Source organism: Cellulomonas hominis, from assembly GCF_901521055.1.
Classification (GTDB): Bacteria; Actinomycetota; Actinomycetes; order Actinomycetales; family Cellulomonadaceae; genus Cellulomonas; species Cellulomonas endometrii.
This window is the reverse complement of sequence record NZ_CABEGA010000002.1, coordinates 45,785-63,620: the sequence shown is the minus strand read 5'-3', so window position 1 is coordinate 63,620 and position 17,836 is coordinate 45,785. Positions and strand designations below refer to the sequence as shown.

General features: G+C 75.8%; 15 protein-coding genes. 5 read left to right on the top strand and 10 right to left on the bottom strand.

Features of this window, described 5'->3' with window-relative positions; genetic code table 11:
- Positions 1-21: 21 nt before the first annotated feature.
- The 4 genes from KJP73_RS01225 to mraZ all read right to left on the bottom strand — a co-directional run bounded on the left by KJP73_RS01225 (position 22) and on the right by mraZ (position 4,069).
- Positions 22-1,758 carry a peptidoglycan D,D-transpeptidase FtsI family protein gene (locus KJP73_RS01225; protein WP_249668990.1) on the bottom strand — a complete coding sequence of 579 codons (1,737 nt, stop codon included), beginning with the start codon at positions 1,756-1,758 and terminating at the stop codon, positions 22-24.
- 146 nt (positions 1,759-1,904) lie between these two features.
- Positions 1,905-2,324, bottom strand: coding sequence for a hypothetical protein (locus tag KJP73_RS01220; RefSeq protein ID WP_213280929.1), 420 nt, complete (start codon positions 2,322-2,324; stop codon positions 1,905-1,907).
- Positions 2,321-3,370 (bottom strand): 16S rRNA (cytosine(1402)-N(4))-methyltransferase RsmH, encoded by a 1,050-nt coding sequence (gene rsmH, locus KJP73_RS01215; RefSeq protein ID WP_213280927.1) that lies wholly within the window; start codon positions 3,368-3,370, stop codon positions 2,321-2,323. The genes KJP73_RS01220 and rsmH overlap by 4 nt, the downstream gene beginning before the upstream one ends.
- A 264-nt stretch (positions 3,371-3,634) precedes the next feature.
- Positions 3,635-4,069 carry a division/cell wall cluster transcriptional repressor MraZ gene (mraZ, locus tag KJP73_RS01210; protein ID WP_249668996.1) on the bottom strand — a complete coding sequence of 145 codons (435 nt, stop codon included), beginning with the start codon at positions 4,067-4,069 and terminating at the stop codon, positions 3,635-3,637.
- Between the two features lie 462 nt (positions 4,070-4,531).
- Between mraZ and KJP73_RS01205 the strand changes: the two genes are divergently transcribed.
- The 3 genes from KJP73_RS01205 to KJP73_RS01195 are packed head-to-tail and all read left to right on the top strand — an operon-like array spanning position 4,532 to position 9,022.
- Positions 4,532-5,536 carry an AAA family ATPase gene (locus KJP73_RS01205; protein WP_213280926.1) on the top strand — a complete coding sequence of 335 codons (1,005 nt, stop codon included), beginning with the start codon at positions 4,532-4,534 and terminating at the stop codon, positions 5,534-5,536.
- 26 nt (positions 5,537-5,562) lie between these two features.
- Complete coding sequence (locus tag KJP73_RS01200) at positions 5,563-6,756, top strand: DUF58 domain-containing protein (RefSeq protein WP_249668989.1); 1,194 nt, start codon at positions 5,563-5,565, stop codon at positions 6,754-6,756.
- Positions 6,757-6,769: 13 nt separating this feature from the next.
- Positions 6,770-9,022 carry a DUF3488 and transglutaminase-like domain-containing protein gene (locus tag KJP73_RS01195; protein ID WP_213280923.1) on the top strand — a complete coding sequence of 751 codons (2,253 nt, stop codon included), beginning with the start codon at positions 6,770-6,772 and terminating at the stop codon, positions 9,020-9,022.
- A gap of 188 nt (positions 9,023-9,210) precedes the next feature.
- Here KJP73_RS01195 and KJP73_RS01190 read toward each other — a convergent pair whose 3' ends face one another.
- From KJP73_RS01190 to KJP73_RS01180, 3 genes are read right to left on the bottom strand one after another with little or no spacing between them, the layout of a single operon-like run.
- Positions 9,211-9,594, bottom strand: a complete 384-nt coding sequence (locus tag KJP73_RS01190; protein ID WP_213280922.1) for a DUF3040 domain-containing protein — start codon at positions 9,592-9,594, stop codon at positions 9,211-9,213.
- Positions 9,595-9,631: 37 nt separating this feature from the next.
- The gene (dinB, locus tag KJP73_RS01185) at positions 9,632-10,987 is read right to left on the bottom strand and encodes a DNA polymerase IV (protein ID WP_213280921.1); all 1,356 of its coding nucleotides are present in this window, start codon (positions 10,985-10,987) and stop codon (positions 9,632-9,634) included.
- Positions 10,984-11,430, bottom strand: a complete 447-nt coding sequence (locus KJP73_RS01180) for an SAV_6107 family HEPN domain-containing protein (protein WP_213280919.1) — start codon at positions 11,428-11,430, stop codon at positions 10,984-10,986. The genes dinB and KJP73_RS01180 overlap by 4 nt, the downstream gene beginning before the upstream one ends.
- 72 nt (positions 11,431-11,502) lie before the next feature.
- On the opposite strand from KJP73_RS01180, the gene KJP73_RS01175 reads away from it, so the two are divergent.
- Positions 11,503-12,414, top strand: a complete 912-nt coding sequence (locus KJP73_RS01175; RefSeq protein WP_213280918.1) for a spermidine synthase — start codon at positions 11,503-11,505, stop codon at positions 12,412-12,414.
- Positions 12,415-12,509: 95 nt separating this feature from the next.
- On the opposite strand, the gene KJP73_RS01170 is transcribed toward KJP73_RS01175, so the two are convergent.
- The 3 genes from KJP73_RS01170 to KJP73_RS01160 all read right to left on the bottom strand — a co-directional run bounded on the left by KJP73_RS01170 (position 12,510) and on the right by KJP73_RS01160 (position 15,314).
- Positions 12,510-12,713: a cold-shock protein gene (locus KJP73_RS01170; RefSeq protein WP_154731012.1), complete on the bottom strand. Its 204-nt coding sequence runs from the start codon at positions 12,711-12,713 to the stop codon at positions 12,510-12,512.
- A 294-nt stretch (positions 12,714-13,007) separates the two neighbouring features.
- Positions 13,008-14,321, bottom strand: coding sequence for an MFS transporter (locus tag KJP73_RS01165; RefSeq protein ID WP_213280917.1), 1,314 nt, complete (start codon positions 14,319-14,321; stop codon positions 13,008-13,010).
- Between the two features lie 57 nt (positions 14,322-14,378).
- Positions 14,379-15,314: a proteasome assembly chaperone family protein gene (locus KJP73_RS01160; protein WP_213280915.1), complete on the bottom strand. Its 936-nt coding sequence runs from the start codon at positions 15,312-15,314 to the stop codon at positions 14,379-14,381.
- 252 nt (positions 15,315-15,566) lie between these two features.
- On the opposite strand from KJP73_RS01160, the gene KJP73_RS01155 reads away from it, so the two are divergent.
- Positions 15,567-17,810, top strand: a complete 2,244-nt coding sequence (locus KJP73_RS01155) for a HelD family protein (RefSeq protein WP_213280914.1) — start codon at positions 15,567-15,569, stop codon at positions 17,808-17,810.
- The last annotated feature ends 26 nt before the right edge of the window (positions 17,811-17,836 follow it).

Genomic DNA, 17,836 nt, shown 5'->3' with positions numbered 1-17,836 from the left:
CGGACGGTGCTCACGCGTACCTCACCAGGTGGTCGGGAACAGCTGCGGCGGCGTGCCGCTGGGCGCGACACCGAGCTCGGTGAGGGCGTAGCCGGCCACTTCCGAGAACACGGGCGCGGCCACGGTGCCGCCCCACTCGGACGTCCGCGGGTTGTGCAGCACGACGCTGAGCGCGATCGCCGGGTCGTCGGCCGGCGCGACGCCGATGAAGGACGCGGTGATGCCCTGCGAGCCGTCCGCCGCCCACGACTGCGCGGTACCGGTCTTGCCGGCCACCCGGTAGCCGGGGATGTTCGCCGACGAGCCGGTGCCCTCGTCGACCGCGCTCTCCATCATCGTGAGCACGGTGTCCGCGGTGGTCTGCGACACGACCGGGGTGGCCGTGGGCGCCGCCGCCGGGGTGTACGTGCCGTCCGGCTCGTACCAGCCCTTGACGAGGTGCGGCGCGATCCGGACGCCGTCGTTCGCGATGGTCGCGAACACGTCGGTGGCCTGCAGCGCGGTGGACGACACGGCCTGCCCGAACAGCACGGCGTACTTCGACCGGCCGTCCCACTTGTCCGCCGGCTTGAGGATGCCCGGAGACTCGTTCGGCAGCTCGATGCCCGTCCGCTGGCCGAACCCGAACTTCGACAGGTAGTCGTAGCGGACCTGCTGCGGGATGTTCTGGCCGATCATAACGGTGCCGGTGTTGGACGACTCCGCGAGGATGCCGGTGGTGGTCAGCCGCAGGCCGCTGTGCTCGTGCGAGTCCTTGAACGTCTGGTTGTTCGACGTCGTGTACTGGTACGGCACCTCGAACTGGCTCAGCGGGTCGACCAGACCCGTCTCGATCGCGGCGGCCATCGTGATGACCTTCGCGGTCGACCCGGGCTCGAACACGTCGGACACCGCGCTGGACCCGCCCAGCAGGTCCGTGGTCGCGCCGGGGTTGTTCGGGTCGACGGTGCGCGACTCGGCCATCGCGAGGATCTCGCCCGTCTTCGGGTCGAGGGCCACGATCGAGCCCGAGTCCGAGCCCGTCGCCGCGACCTGCGCCTCGATGGCCTGCATGGCCTTCCACTGCAGGTCGGCGTTGATCGTCAGCTGCACGCTGCGTCCGTCCGTCGCCTGCGTGGACTCCTCGTAGCCGCCCGGGATCTGCTGGCCGCCGCGACCGCGCTCGTACGTCGTGGTGCCGGGCGTGCCGGACAGCTCCTCGTCGAGCATCGCCTCGATGCCCTGCGCGCCGACGCCCTCGCCGTTCACCCAGCCGAGGATGTTGCCCGCCAGGTTCCCGTTCGGGTACATCCGCTGGGCGACCTGCTCGGCGCTGATGCCGTTGATGCGCAGCTCGCTCACCGCCTGCCACACCTCGGGCAGCACGTTGTCCGCGACCTTGCGCCACCCCGCGTCACCGTCGAGCTTCGCGCCCAGCTCCGCGGCGTTGACGCCCAGCAGCGGGGCCAGCAGCTGCGCCGCGCCCGCCGCGCCGGAGTACGTCTCGCCGTCGACCTTCGCCGACCAGGTCGCGACCTGCTTCTGGTTGACGACGATGTCGAACCGGTCCACCGAGGTCGCCAGCACCTCGCCCTGGGAGTCGGTGATCTGGCCGCGCGCCGCGACGAGCTGCGCGGTCGTCAGCCGGTCCTCGAGCGCCTCCGCGGCGATCGCGTCGCCCTGGAAGCCCTGCAGCCACAGGAGCCGGCCCGAGAACACGGACAGCAGCATCGCGACCACCACGACGAGCACGCCGCGGCGCCGGTTCAGGGTCCGCACGCTCGGGCCGCCGGGACGCCGGGGGCCGCGGGGGCCGACCGGGCCGCGCTGCGTCGGGACGGCACTGGTGGCACGAGCAGCGGGACGCGCGGCGCCACCGGGACGGGCCGGCCGCGCCGGGCCGCTCGACCGGCGGGTCGGCGCCGTCACTGGCCCGCTCCCGCGCCGCCCTGCACCGTGCCGTCGGCCAGCCGCAGCCAGGCCGTCGGGCCGGCGGGCTCCATGCCGAGCTCCCGCGCCCGCTGCGCCAGGTTCGCCGGGGCCTTGTTCGCGTCGATCTCCGCGGACAGCTGCTGCTCCGTGCGGGCCAGCTCCGCGAGGCGCACGTCCATGGTGCGCGTGGCGTAGGCGCCTGCCGCGAGCTGGGTGTTGAGCAGCAGCGCGGACAGCAGCGCCGCCGCGAGGATCGCCATGCACGTGACCACGAACGGCACGTGCGTGCGGGCCTGGGCCGGCGGGCGGACCAGCCGGAGCCGCGGGCGCGCCGGCGCCTGGGCCGGCTCGGCGGACGGACGGGGGCGGACGCGCGGGGCAGGCACCCGCGCTGCGGCCTGCTCGGCGCTCATGCGGTTCTCCTCGGTCCGGTACGGGGGCGGGTGCTGCGGCCGCCGCGGGGTCGGTCGTCGGGGGCAGCGGGGCGCAGGTGCTCGGGCGTCGCTCGCACCCGCTCCGCCGCGCGCAGCCGCACGGACTGCGAGCGCGGGTTGCGGGCGAGCTCGGCCGCGTCGGCCTCCTCCGCGCCCCGCGTCAGCAGCCGCAGGTACGGCTCGTGGGTGTCCGGCACGACGGGCAGCCCGGGCGGGGCGCTGATCTCGGCGCCCGCGGCGAACGCCCGCTTCACCAGGCGGTCCTCGAGCGACTGGTAGGCCTCGACGACGATGCGGCCGCCGACCAGCAGCGACTCGACCGCCGCGGGCACCGCCCGTGCCAGCACCGCGAGCTCGTCGTTCACCTCGATGCGCAGGGCCTGGAACGTGCGCTTCGCCGGGTTGCCGCCGGTCTGCCGCGCCGCCGCGGGGATGCCCGCGCGCACGAGGTCGACCAGCTCGCCCGACCGCTCGACCGGCGCCTTCTCCCGCGCCTGCACGATGCGGCGGGCGATCCGGCCGGCGAACCGCTCCTCGCCGTACTCGCGCAGCACCCGCGTGAGGTCCGCCTCGCTGTAGGAGTTGAGGACCTCCGCGGCGGTCAGGCCGCGCGTCGGGTCCATCCGCATGTCCAGCGGCGCGTCCTGCGCGTAGGAGAAGCCGCGCTCCGCCTCGTCCAGCTGCAGCGACGAGACGCCGAGGTCCATCAGCACGCCCTGCACGCCGGGCAGCCCCAGCTCGTCCAGCACGTCCGGGATCTCGTCGTAGACCGCGTGCACCGGGGTGAACCGGTCGCCGAACCGCTCCAGCCGGCCGGACGCGAGCCGCAGGGCCTCCGGGTCGCGGTCGATGCCGACCACCCGCACGTGCGGCATCGCCGCCAGCACGCCCTCGGTGTGGCCGCCCATGCCGAGCGTGGCGTCGACCAGCACCGAGCCGGGCTCCGCGAGCGCCGGGGCGAGCAGGTCCAGGCAGCGCTGCAGGAGCACCGGCGTGTGCCGGGACGCGGGGTCGCGCTCGGTCATACGGGCCTCCTCTCGGCCGTGCTGCGGTGGCTGGTGCAGTGGGTGCTGCGGTGGGTGCTGGGTGGTGCTCGTCGTGCTGGACAGGGGTGGTCGGGCAGCCCCTCCGCCGTCCGACCAGATCCCCCACCGGCCCTCTGACGCCGGGGAAGTGCGTCAGAGCTGCCGGGGGGAGGTCTCACCGGGCGGTGGTGGTGCGTCTCGTGCGGGTCCAGCGGGCGGTGCGGGCGGTGCGGGTGGTGCGGTCGATGCGGTGCGGTGCGTCGGTCAGAAGGCGCCGGGGAAGACCTCCTCGGCGGTCTCGGCGTACCCGGCCTCCTGCTGCGCCAGGTACGTCTCCCACGCCTGCAGGTCCCAGACCTCGACGCGGGTGCCGGCGCCGATCACGGCGACGTCCCGGTCCAGGCCGGCGTAGGTCCGCAGCATCGACGGGATCGAGATGCGGCCCTGCTTGTCCGGCACCTCGTCGGAGGCGCCGGAGAGGAACACGCGCAGGTAGTCCCGCGCCTGCTTGCTGGTCACCGGGGCCTGCCGGAGCTTGTCGTGCATCCGCGCGAACTCGTCGAGCGGCAGCAGGAACAGGCAGCGGTCCTGGCCCCGCGTCATGACCAGGCCCTGGGCGAGCTGAGGGCGGAACTTGGCCGGGAGGATCAGCCGCCCCTTGTCGTCCAGCTTCGGTGTGTGCGTCCCGAGGAAGGGCACAGAGGCGCCGATGCCGGCCAGCGCCTGCTCGAACCCCACGTCCCACCTCCCCCGGACCGCGCCCCCGGGCACCCCTCGGCACCCAGTGGCTCCACGGTACTCCACTTCGCTCCACCTGTAACGGAGGAATCGGCGGCAGGCGGGTGATTCTGAGGCGTCCGCCCAGGTCAGCAGCGGTGGAGCGGGGTGGAGGACGAGGGGCGGACCGGAGGGCGATCGCGCCACCGCGCGAGCGTGGTGTGCGGCGGGGCGGATCGCCGCAGGCAGCACATCGGCGCAGGTCAGCAGCGGTTTCCGGCCTGGGCGCGCCTGCGGCCTCCCCGGAGCCGGGAGTGCCGTGGAGCACCGTGGAGCGGCCCCGCACCGGCCGGGTGGGGGGATGTGGAGGAGGGAGGGAACCGGAGCACCCCCCACGCAGCGGCCCGGCCGCTTAGGCTTCCCCCAGCCGACCGAGGGGGTCCCATGCCGCGAGCACTGCCCGGCACGTCCGAGATGGACGAGCTCATCGACGTGACCGACCGGATGCGCGCGGGGATCGACCGCGTCGTCACCGGCCGGCCCGAGCTGGTCCGGACCACGGTCGCCGTGCTGCTCGCCGAGGGGCACCTGCTGCTGGAGGACGTGCCCGGCGTCGGCAAGACCACGCTCGCCAAGGCGCTCGCCCGCACGATCGACTGCACCGTCGGGCGGGTCCAGTTCACGCCGGACCTGCTGCCGAGCGACCTCACCGGCGTCACGATCTACCGCGCGGCCACCCAGGAGTTCGAGTTCCGGCCCGGGCCGGTGTTCTCGCACATCGTCATCGGCGACGAGATCAACCGCGCCTCCCCCAAGACGCAGTCCGCCCTCCTGGAGTCGATGCAGGAGGCGCAGGTCACCGTCGACGGGACGACCTACCCCCTGCCGCACCCGTTCCTCGTCGTCGCGACCCAGAACCCGGTCGAGATGGAGGGCACCTACCCCCTGCCCGAGGCCCAGCGCGACCGGTTCATGGCCCGCCTGACCGTCGGCTACCCGAGCGAGGAGGCCGAGCTGGCGATGCTCGACCTCCAGGAGACGTCCGACCCGCTCGCGCACCTGTCCCCCGTCACCGACGCCGCCCAGGTGGGCCGGCTGATCGCGGTCACCCGGCAGCTCTACGCGTCGCCCGCGGTGAAGCAGTACGTGGTCGACCTGGTCTCCGGCACCCGCGAGGACCCGGCCCTGCGCCTCGGTGCCTCCCCGCGCGCCGCGATCCAGCTGCTCCGCGCCGCCAAGGGCCTGGCGGCGGTCGGCGGCCGCGACCACGTGCTCCCGGACGACGTCCAGCAGCTGGCGGAGCCGGTGCTGGCGCACCGCGTGATCCTCAGCGCGGAGTCCCGCCTGTCCGGTCGCACCGCGCAGGACGTGATCGGCGACCTCGTCGCGCGCACCGGCGTCCCCGCCCCGGTGCGCACGGCGGTCCGCGACCGGACCGCCGCGGGCTGATGCGGCTCCGCCCGACCCGCCGCGGCGTGGGCCTCGTGGTCCTCGGCCTCGTCGTGGGCGCGGCCGGGACCGCGTTCGGGTCCACCGACCTCCTGACCATCGGCACGCTGCCCGTGCTGCTCGTGGTCCTCGGGCTGATCGGCGTCGGCGTCGTCGACCCCGGCCGCGGGCGCGGGCTGCAGACCCGCCGGTCCGTGCGGCCCGACCCGGTGCACGTCGGCCGCACCGCCGACGTCGAGGTCGAGGTCGCGCTGGCCCACGGCGCCTCCCGCGCCCGGCTCACCGACCTGCGTCTGCGCGAGCAGGCGGCCGTCGAGCTGTCCGGGGGCCGCCCGCTGCGCGCCACGGTGGCGCGCGAGCCGCGGGCCGTCCGGCTGCGCTACCCCGTGCTGGCCACCCGCCGCGGCCGGTGGGCGCTCGGCCCCCTGGTGGTGTCCCGCACCGACCCCTTCGGCGTCGCGCGGGTGCAGGCGACGCTGGGCGACCGCGAGACCGTCACCGTCTGGCCGACCGTGGTGGACCTGTCGGTGCCCCGCGAGCTGCTGGTCGCCGAGCCCGAGCGGTCGGTGGTCGGCGCCCGGTCCCCCGCGTCCGACGACGCCGCGCTGCGCGACTACCGGATGGGCGACGACCTGCGCCGGGTGCACTGGCCCAGCAGCGCGCGGCGCGGCGAGCTCGTCGTGCGCTCCGACGAGCGCGCCGGCATGCGGCCCGTCACCGTGCTGCTGGACCAGCCGGTGCCCGGCGACGCGCTGGAGTGGAGCATCTCGCTCGCCGCCTCGGTCGCGGTCGCGCTGCACGCCGCGGGCCACCCGACGCACCTGCTCACCGGCGCCGCCATGGACGACCCGCGCGCGGTGCGCATGGAGGCCCCCGGCCGCGCGCAGCTCCTGGAGGCGACCGTGGACCTGGGCGGCCGGCCCGACGCCGCCACCGCCGAACGGGCGCTGCTCGCGGAGATCCGGGGGCTCGACGACGCCGACGGGGGTTCCGGCCTCGTCGTCGCGGTCCTCGGCGCGCAGGGTCCCGCCGGGCGCGCCGCCCTGGCCGGCGTCAGCCAGACCCGCCCGGCCTGGGCCGTCGTCCGCGGGGGCGAGCAGGACGAGCACGCCGTCGCGACGGCCCGCTCCCTGCGCCGGGCCGGCTGGCGCGTGGTCCAGGCCGTCCCGGGCGAGGACCTCGCCGAGACCTGGTGGCGGCTGACCGGGAGCACGCGATGACCGGGGGCCGCCGATGACCGCCGGGACGGCGCTGCGCAGCGGCTGGCGGTCCCCGGCCGCCACCGCCCTGGTCGCCCTCGCCACCTGCACGGCGCTGGGCGCGCTCTCCGGCCTGCTCGCCGGCGGCTCCTGGTCGTGGCACGCGGCCCTCGCCGTCGCCGGGACGGCTGCCGTCGTCGGCGGCGTCCGCAGCCTCACCCGGTCGACGTGGCTGCCGTCCCTCGCGGGGCTCGTGGCCGGCGCGTACGGGCTGCTCGCCTGGTACGCGACGCCACCCGGGTCGAACCCGCTGCTCCCCGGCCCCGGCACCGTCGAGCGCGCCGGCCAGCTCTTCGGCCAGGCCACGCAGCTCATCGAGACGTCCGTGGTGCCCATGCCGGTGTGGCCGCCGGTCGAGCTCGTCCTCGTCGGCGCGGCGCTGCTCGTGTTCCTCGCGGCCGACCTGCTCGCCGTGGGCTGCGGCATGCCGGCGCTCGCCGGGCTCGCGTACCTCGCGGTGTGGACCCCCGCGGTCGTGCTCGGGTTCCCCGGCAGCACGTGGGCGCTGGCGGCGACCGGCTTCCTGTACCTGCTGCTGCTCGCGCTCGCGCAGGTGCCCGTGAGCCGGGAGCGCGGCACACGCCGGGCGGCGGTCGTGGTCACCGCGGCCGCCGGGCTGGTCGTGGTCACCCTGGCGGCCGGCCCGGTCGTCGCGGCGGTGCCCGCGTGGTCGTGGCTGGAGCTCCCGGACGTCGGCACGGGCGCCGTCGGCCCCGTCCGGCTGGCCGACGACCTGGACCTGCGGGACAGCCTGCGGGAGCAGTCGTCGCAGGTGGTCCTCCGGTACACCGTCGACGGCGTGGGCTCCGACGACGACGACGAGACCGACGCGCCCACCGCGACGGCGTCGCTCGTCGGCCCCCTGCGGTCGTTCACGCTCCGCGACTTCGACGGACGCACCTGGCAGCGCGACCCCGAGGCGCAGCTCGCCGAGTGGGACCCGGAGGGGCTGCTGTCCTCCGACCCGGAGCTGGTCGGCGCCGCACCCGACGCCGGGCGCGGCACCCTCGCCGACGTGCGGGTCGAGGTCGGGGCCCTGCGGGAGCAGCGGCTGCCCGTCAGCACCTTCCCGCGCACGGTCGACATCGACGGGGCCTGGAGCTACGACCTTGCCCGCGACGAGGTCGTCGGCCGGGGCCGCACCGAGGTCGGCACCACGTACGAGATGCTCGTCGAGGTGCCGGACCTGAGCCCCGAGCTGCTCCGCGGTTCGACCGGCGACCTGCCCGACGACGTCGACGGGTACCTCGACGTGCCCGGGACCGAGCACGAGGAGGACCTGCGCGCCCTGGCCGCCGAGGTCACCGCCGGCGCCGACACCGCCTACGACCAGGCGCTCGCGCTGCAGACGTACTTCCGGGACGGCACGCGGTTCCGCTACGACACCTCCGTCGACGCCGCGACCACCGACGACGCCGTCTGGGACTTCCTGGAGAGCCGGCGCGGGTACTGCGTGCAGTACGCCACCGCGATGACCGTCCTGGCCCGCACGCTCGGCATCCCCGCACGGCTCGGGGTCGGGTTCCTCCCCGGCGACATCGGCTCCGACCAGGTGTACCGGGTGACAGGCGCCGACGCGCACGCCTGGCCCGAGCTGTACTTCCCCGGCACCGGCTGGGTGCGCTTCGAGCCGACCCCCGCCGTGCAGACCGGACCGCCGCCCGCGTGGAGCAACCCGTACAGCGCCACGGCCCCGTCGTCCTCGCCGAGCGCCGCCGTCCCGCTGCCGAACGCCGTGCCCTCGGCCGGCACCAGCACCGCGCCCGGCAGCTCCGGGAGCGGCCTGCCCGGCGGCACCACCGACGACGCCTCCCGGGCGCCGTTCGTCGTCGCCGCGCTCCTGGTCGCCGGCGTCGCCGCGGCCCTCGGGGCGGTCGCGCTGCGGCGGCGTCGCGGCCCCGCGCACCGGCTGACCCCCGAGCTCGCGTGGCGGCGCCTGCGCGACCGGTTGCAGCGCGCCGGGATCACCTGGTCCGACGCGCACACCCCGCGGCAGGCCGCTGCGACCGTCCGGGACCAGGTGCTGGCGCGCCGCGGACGCCCGCTCACCCCCGACGGCGACCGGGCGCTCTCCGCGCTGGCCCGCGCCGTGGAGCGCGACCGGTACGCCCCCGACCCGGACGCCCACGAGCCGGCGGAGCTGCAGGAGTGGATCGCGACGGTGCTGACCGACGTGAGCACGTCCACCCGGGGCGAGTCGCCGGAGGCGCTGCCCGCGCAGGCATGACGCGCGCCGCGCCGACGTCGTTCGCCGAGATCGGCACTCCGCGGCCCACGTCGGCACCGGGAGCTGCCGACGTCGGCCACCACCTGCCGACCTCGGCCCCACCTGCGGACCTCCGCCGCTGTGCGCGGGCGCGCGGGATCGTCCGAGCCGGTGCCGCCTGGCGGCCGCTCAGCCCAGCGGGGAAGGGGTCAGCGCCCCTGCTCCCGACGCCGGTCCCAGCGGTCCTCCATGCGGTTCATGAAGCTCTTCTTCTTCGGGGGCGCCGGCCGCGTCGCGGTGCCGTCGGGACGGACGACGCCGACAGGTCCACCGGCCCGACGCGGACGCGTGAACGCGATCGCGACGGAGGCGAACATGACGACGAAGCCCAGGACCCCGAGCCACACCTCGGACGACGCGGCGCCGCCCACGAGCAGCAGCAGGCCGACGACGGCACCGATGCCGCCGAGGACATACCGCAGGACCGGCCGTCGACCACGCGAGGTGAGCGTGTTCGCGAGCCGGGGATCGTCAGACGTGAGCTGACGCTCCATCTGCTCCAGTACACGTTGTTCGTACTCGGAGAGAGGCATTCCGACCCCCGTGCTCCGCCGTCGGGACTTCTTCGCCTCAGGATAGATGGCGTTCGCGGAAGTCGGTAGTCGGCGCCTCACCCGTCCCGAGTGACATCGGGCGCTCGGGCTGCAACGGCGCCTCGCCGGTGTCTCCGGGCTGCCGCGGGTCGCCCCGCCGCACGGTCCGCCCGACCGCGGGGGTGCCCGCACCGATGGCCGACCGGCCGAACCGCTCGCGCACGAGGTCCATCGCCCGCTCCGCGTCGCGGCGGGCGTCGACGTTCTCCGCCACCGCCTCCTCGAGCGTCGGCTGCCGCACGGCGTCCGCGGCCGGGACCAGCCCCTCCGCGCGCACGCCGACGAGCCGCACCGGGAGGCCGCCGAGGTCCGCCGCGGCGAGCAGGTCCCGCGCCGCGAGGTAGATCTCCCGGCCCACGTCCGACGGCTGCGGCAGCGTCCGCGACCGCGTGAGCGTCCGGAAGTCGGAGGTCCGCACCTTGACCGACACCGTCCGGGTCGCGAGCCCCTGCGCGCGCAGCCGGCCGGCGCACCGGTCGGCGAGCTCGAGCGCCTTGCTCTCCACGACGCGCATGTCGCGCACGTCGACCGCGAAGGTCTCCTCCGCGCCGACGCTCTTCTCCTCACGGCCGGGCGTGACGGGCCGTGGGTCCCGGCCCCACGCCAGGTCGTACAGGTGCGCACCCGCCACGCGGCCGACCGCCCGCTGGACGGTGCCGACGTCGCTGTCCGCCAGCTCGGCGACGGTCCGGATGCCCCAGCGCTCGAGCGAGGCCGCCGTGCGCTCCCCCACGCCCCACAGGGCACCGACGGGCAGCACCCGCAGGAACGGCACGGTGGCGTCCTTGGGGATGAGCAGCACGCCGTCCGGCTTCGCGTGCCCGGACGCGAGCTTGGCGACGAACTTCGTGGCCGCGACCCCCACCGAGCAGGTGATGTCGTGCTCCGCCCGCACGCGCTCCCGGATGAGCGCGGCGATCCGGGTCGGGCTGCCGAGACGCCGGCGCGCACCGCTCACGTCGAGGAACGCCTCGTCCACGCTCACCTGCTCGACCAGGGAGGTGACGTCGCGCAGGATGCTCATCACGCTGCGCGACACCTCGTCGTACGCGTGGTGGTCCGGCGGGACGACGACGGCCTGCGGGCACATGCGGCGGGCGGCGGACATGGGCATCGCCGAGTGCACGCCGAAGGCCCGCGCCTCGTAGGTCGCCGCGAGCACGACCGACCGCTCCGAGCCGCCCACGATCACCGGCTTGCCCCGCAGGTGGGGGCGCCGCGCGAGCTCCACGGACGCGAAGAAGGCGTCCATGTCCACGTGCAGGATCGAGCACCCGTCCTCCTCGGTGCCCCAGTCCCGCCGCGCCTCCTGCGAGCGGGGGCCTCTGCTCATCCGGCGCGCGCCTCGCCGATGCCGCCGGCCGTGCCTGCGGTCTCGAGCTCCTGGCGCACGATGTCCAGGAAGTCCTCGGCGTGGCACAGCACCTGCTCGGCCCGCGCCGCGCTCACCGCGTCGAACCGGCCGGCGTCGATCGCTGCGCGCAGCCCGGCACCGCCGGCGAAGTAGCTGGACCAGCGCCCGAGCTCCGGCGCGACCTGGTCCAGCAGCTCCCAGACCGTCCGCGGGGCGCGCCGGCCGGACAGCGGCTGCCGCTCGGCCAGCACCGCGGCACCGGCACGCAGCGCGGCGAGGTGGGCGTGCGTGAACTGCTCCCAGGGCTCCGGGGAGAACTGCGCCGCGACCAGCTCGGCATCCGCACGCTGCAGCAGCTCCGCCGCGCGGCCGGACAGCCCGGGTGCGGCGCTCCGCGGGGCACGAAGGGTGTTGACCGGCATCGCGCACCTCCCTCTCTCGACTTCCCCAGTATCGAACACCTGTTCGAACGCGTCAACCCGTACGGTGGGGCGATGGCGTCCCGTGACCGATCCGGCAGGCCAGCCTCCCACCGACCACCGACACGGGCTGCTGCGCGCCGGACGACCGCGTGGCCGCAGGGCCCGGTCCCCATCGCGACGGGCACGGCCGAGGTCCAGACCTCCCCGGACGACCCGGACGCCGTCACGCTGCTGGTCAACGGCGTGCCGAGCTCGCACCTGGACCTCGCGGACCCCGAGCGGCTCGACTTCGAGTACATGCAGCAGATGGCGGCCGTGCTCGACCACCTGCCGCCGGCCGACGGCCCGTTCCGTGCGGTGCACCTGGGCGCGGCCGGCTGCGCGATGGCCCGCTGGGCGCACTCCCGGTTCCCCGGCGCCCGCCAGGTCGCCGTCGACCTGGACCCGGTGCTGGTCTCGCTGGTGCGGGAGTGGTTCGACCTGCCACGCTCACCCGCGCTGCGGCTGCGCGCGGGCGAGGCGCGGGCGGAGCTCGCCACGCTGCCGGGCTCCAGCGCCGACGCCGTGCTGCGGGACGTGTTCGCCGGCGACCGCACTCCCCCGCACGTCACCACCGAGGAGTTCGTGCGGGACGTCGCGCGGGTGCTGCGGCCCGGCGGCGTCTACCTGGCGAACTGCGCCGACCGTCCCCCGCTCACCCTGGCGCGCGCGGAGGCGGCGACCGTCGGGGCGGTGTTCGCCCACGTGGGCGTGGTGTCGGAGCCGGCGCTGCTGCGCGGCCGCCGGTACGGCAACCTGCTCGTGGTCGGCACCGACGACCCGGACGTGCTCGCGAGCGCCCCGCTGGCCCGGGCGCTGCGGTCGCTGCCCGTGCCCGCCCGGCTGCTGGCCGGTGACGAGCTGCGCGCGTTCGTCGGCCGGACCCCGCCCCTGCGCGACGCGGCGCCCGAGGTGGAGCCCGACGGCGACGTCGACGCGGGCTAGCGACGGCAGAGGGCCGGGACGCGGACGAGGCCGCACCCCCGAGGGGATGCGGCCTCGTCACGGAGAGCCCGTCGGTGACGGACGCGTCCGTCGGATCAGAGCGGGCGGACCTGCTCGGCCTGCGGGCCCTTGGGGCCCTGCGTGATCTCGAACTCGACGCGCTGACCCTCCTCGAGGCTGCGGTAGCCCGAGGAGTCGATGGCCGAGTAGTGGACGAAGACGTCGGCGCCGCCGCCGTCCTGGGCGATGAACCCGTAGCCCTTCTCAGCGTTGAACCACTTGACAGCACCCTGTGCCATGTTCTTGTCCTTCTGTCCATCCGGTGACGATGCGGGGCCCCGTGCCCCGGACCGTGCCGCAATGCCTATCCCGCGTCCTGCACCGGGTGCACCAGCCGGATGGCTGGAAGGTGCCGCCGGGCTCTCCCCGAGGGGTTCCCGCCGGCGCCGGTCAAGCGTCAGTACGTCACTGCAACACGGCGATCTTCTCACGCAGGTCATCGGCGCGCCATGGTTCTTCCCGCCCGGGATCCGGCTCCCCGACAACGATCCGGTCACGGAACGGTCACAGGACGACCACGGGCCGCACGCGCGTCAGACCACGAGCCCCGGGTGGGCCCGGCGGGCCCGGCGGCGGCCGACCAGCATGCCGACCACGCCGACGGCCCACGGCACGGCCACCCACGCGAACGCGGCCCGGAACGCGTCGAGGTCGCGCGCGCCGCCCCCGACGCGGTCGAGCACCACGCCCACGACGAGCATGGTCACGAGCGCACCCACGAAGCCGCCGGTGTTGACGAACCCGGTCGCCGTCCCGAGCCGCTGCGGCGGGGTGCACGACCGCGCCACGTCGAACGCCACGAGCGACGTCGGCCCGCCGACGCCGACCACGACGACGAACAGCGCCAGCACGCCCGCCGGCACCGGGGCGTCGGGCACCGTGACGGCGAGCCACGCGAGCCCGATCGCGACGGAGGTCCCGAGCGCGAGCGGCGTCCGCGCCGACGGGTGACGGCCGACGACCACCCCGATGACCGGCCCGGCGACGACCGCCGCGACCACGTTGAGCGTCAGGAGCGCGCTGGCCTCCCCCGGCGTGCGCCCCTGCCCCTCGACGAAGAACGCGAACCCCCACAGCAGCACGACGACGTGGTTGCTGAACTGCCCGGACAGGTGCATCCAGAACCCGAGCCAGGCGCCGGGGTCCCGCAGGACCGCGCGCAGCGCCCCGCGCTCCCGGGGCGCGCGCACCCGCGCCGGGCCCACGCGCCGCCGCAGCAGGCCCACCCGTCGCCCGCGGGACGACCGGCCGGGGTCCGCGGCGTCCGCGACCTGCGGCGGCTCCGGCGCGTCCCGCACGACGGCGAGCACCGCGACCGCCGCGACGACCCCGACCGCCGCCACCGACAGGAACGTCGTCCGCCAGCCCTCGGCGTGCAGCAGCGCCACGATCGGGACCGCCGACAGCACCTGCCCGACCTGGCCGACCGACCCGGTGAGCTGCGTCATCAGCGGGACCCGCCGGACCGCGAACCACGCCGGCACCAGCCGGACGACCGACACGAACGTCAGCGCGTCACCGGCGCCGACCAGCACCCGGCCGGCGAGCACCCAGGTCGCGGACGGTGCGAGCGCCAGGACCGTCTGGCCGAGCGCCATGCCGAGGGCGCCGGTCGCGACGAGCGCGCGCGGGCCGTACCGGTCCAGCAGCACGCCGACGGGCACCTGGAGCAGCGCGTACACCACCAGCTGCGCGACGGCGACGGTGGCGAGCAGCGCGGACGAGATGCCGAACCGCTCGGTGACCTCCAGCGTCGCGACGCCGAACGACGACCGGTTCATGATGGCGACGACGTAGGCGCCGACGCCGACGGACCAGACGAGCAGGGCGCGGCGGTCGGAGGTCACGTGCAGCCATTCTGCCGTGCCGGACCGCCGCGCCCGTGCGCGGTCGTCGTGCGGGGGTCAGCGCCCCGGGTTCTCGCCGCCCTGCTCCGCGAGGAACCGCTCGAACTCCTCGCCGAGCTGGTCCGCGGTGGGGATCTCGGAGGTCTCGGCCAGCAGGCTGGGCCGGCCGATGTTCCGGCTGAAGGCGTCGTACTGCTGCTCGAGCGCGTGCACGACGGCCGCGACCTCGGGCGAGTCCTCGACCTGCCGCTCCACCTCCAGCAGCGTCTCCTCGGCGGCGGACGCCAGCTCGCCCAGGTCGAGCTCCAGCCCCGCGGCGCGCTGCACGTGCTCGAGGCCGGTGATGCTGGCCTGCGGGTACGGCGACTGCGCGAGGTAGTGCGGGACGTGCACCGCGAAGCCCATGGCGTCGTGCCCGGACTGGCCGAGCCGGATCTCCAGGAGCGAGCCCGCGTCGGCCGGCACCTGCACGGTTCCGAACCAGGACGTGTAGTCGGCGACCAGCTCCGGGCGGTTCGCGTGCGCGGTGACCGAGAGCGGCCGGGTGTGCGGGATGCCCATGGGGATCCCGTGCATGCCGACCGTCAGCGGGACGTCGAACCGCTCGACGATCTGGCGCACCGCGGCGGCGAACCGCTCCCACTGGACGTCGGGCTCGACGCCGTGCAGGAGCAGGAACGGGACCCCGGACGTGTCGCGCACGAGGTCGATCGCGAGCTCGGGCTCGTCGTACTCGCCCCAGTGGTCGGAGTCGAACGTCACGGTGGGGCGCCGCGAGCGGTAGTCGAGCAGCTGGTCGACGTCGAAGGTCGCGAGCCGCTCGCTCGACAGCTGCTCGGTCAGGTGCTCGGCGGCCAGCCGCCCGGCGCCGCCGGCGTCGACGAAGCCCCGCACCGCGTGCACGAGCACCGGCCCGCTGCCTCCCGCGGCCCGCGCCTCGACCTCGGCGGCCACGACCGGGTCGACGGCGTAGATCTCGCTCGGGTCCAGCATGGGTCCTCCTGGTGTCGCGAAGAGCTGTGCCGTCGCTGCGACGGCGTTCCGAGGATCACAACACCGCGGACCACCCACCTCTTCCCGCGTCCGGCCACGCGTCCTCGCAGGTGCGGCCGGACGGGTGGCGCGTGGGGCGCGGGCGGCGGACGTGCGTGACACGGCACGCCGGCGATGGCGGATAATGGACGGCCGCTCGCGCCGGGTGCACCCCGGCGGACACGCGCGGCAGGACGACCGACGGGAGCAGGCGTGAGCGGGATCGAGGCGCAGCTGGCCGCCGAGCAGCAGGTCGTGGACCGGCTGTACGCGCGGCTCGACGAGCTGCGGGAGCAGACCCGCGAGCGCCTGGCGGAGGTGCGCCGGGTCGGCCCGTCCGGCTCCCCGCAGAACCGCTCCGAGCGGGACGCGTTCGCGACGCTCTACGAGGACCGGCTGGCCCGGCTCGAGGCCGTCGAGGACCGCCTCGCGTTCGGGCGGCTCGACCTGTCCGAGGGCGGGCGCCGGTACATCGGCCGCATCGGGCTGAACGACGCGGAGCACGCGTCGCTGCTGACGGACTGGCGCGCGCCCGCGGCCCAGTCGTTCTACCGGGCCACGTCCGCGCAGCCGGACGGCGTGCTGCAGCGCCGGCACCTGGTGACGCGCGGACGCCGGGTGACGGGCCTCGAGGACGAGGTCCTCGACCTGGACGCGCTGGCGGACGGCGACGCGGCCGACCAGCTCGGCGAGCTGTCGGGCGAGGGCGCGCTGCTGGCGGCCCTTGCGGCGCGGCGCACCGGCCGGATGGGCGACATCGTCGCGACGATCCAGGCCGAGCAGGACGCGATCATCCGCGCGGAGCTCGCGGGCGCGCTGATCGTCCAGGGCGGCCCGGGCACCGGGAAGACCGCCGTGGCGCTGCACCGCGCGGCCTACCTGCTCTACGCGCACCGCCGGACGCTGGAGCGCTCCGGCGTGCTGCTGCTGGGGCCGAGCCGGACGTTCCTGCGGTACATCGACCAGGTGCTGCCCTCGCTCGGCGAGACCGGCGTGGTGTCGACGACGGTCGGCGAGCTGTTCCCCGGCCTCGTGGCCTCCGGCGAGGAGGACGACGTCGTCGCCGAGATCAAGGGCCGCCTGGTGTGGCGCCGGATCATCGAGCGCGCCGTGCGCCAGCGCCAGCGGGTGCCGGAGCAGCCGACGACCGTGAAGATCGACGGCCGCACGATCGTGGTGCGTCCGAACGACGTCCGGTCGGCGATCGCCCACGCCCGCCGCGGGCACCGGCCGCACAACCAGGCGCGCGTGACGTTCGTGCGGGACATGCTGGGGCGGCTCGCCGAGCAGTACGTCAGCCAGCTGGGCTGGTCAGTGGCGCCGGACGAGCGCGGCGAGATCGTCGAGGAGCTGCGCACCACCCGGGAGATCCGCGTCGCGCTGAACCTCGCGTGGATGCCGCTGACGGCGCAGGGCCTGGTGTCGGCGCTGCTGTCCCGGCCGGCCCGGCTGGACGCGGCGGCGCCCGAGCTCTCCGCCCACGAGCGGGCGGCCCTGCTGCGCGACGCCGACGCCCCGTGGACCCCGGCGGACGTGCCCCTGCTGGACGAGGCGGCCGAGCTCCTCGGGGAGGACGACCAGGCCGCCCGGGCGCAGGCGAAGCACGACGCGACGCAGCGCGCGCAGGAGCTCGACTACGCGCGCCAGGTGCTCCAGCAGTCCGGGGGCGGCCTGGTGTCGGCGGAGCTGCTGGCCGACCGGTTCGCGTCCAGCGGCCCCTCCCTGACCACCGCCGAGCGCGCCGCCGCGGACCGCACGTGGACCTACGGCCACGTGGTCGTCGACGAGGCCCAGGAGCTGTCGCCCATGGCGTGGCGGATGGTGCTGCGCCGCGTGCCGACCCGGTCGCTGACGGTCGTCGGCGATGTCGCGCAGACCTCGACCGCGGCCGGGACGCGCGACTGGGCGGCCACGTTCGACCGCGTGCTCGCGGGCGGGTGGCGGCTCGCGGAGCTGACCGTCAACTACCGCACGCCCGCGTCGGTGGCCCGGACGGCCGAGCGCGTCGGGCGGGCGGCGGGGCTGCCCCTGAGCCCGACGACCTCCGCGCGGGACGTCGAGCACGCCCTGCGCACCGAGAACGTCGACGCCGCGCAGGTCGCGGAGACGGTGGCACGGGTCGCGGAGGATGCCCTGGCGGAGGTGCGGGACGCGAACGGCGCCGGGCGCGTGGCGGTCATCGCCGCCCCCGAGTCGGTCCGCGCGCTCGCCGCGGTGCTGCCCGGGGCCGGCGCCACCCGCGCCGGCGCGCCGGACCTCGACGCGCCGCTGACGCTGATGACCCCGACGCAGAGCAAGGGCCTGGAGTTCGACGTGGTGGTGCTGGTCGAGCCGGCGGACGTGCTCAAGGGCGGTGCCGGTGACCTGTACGTGGCGATGACCCGCCCGACGCAGGGGCTGCGCGTGGTGCACTCCCGTCCGCTGCCCGCGGGGTGGGACGGGCCCGACGAGGACTGAGTGTCCGAGGACCGGGACCGGCTTGG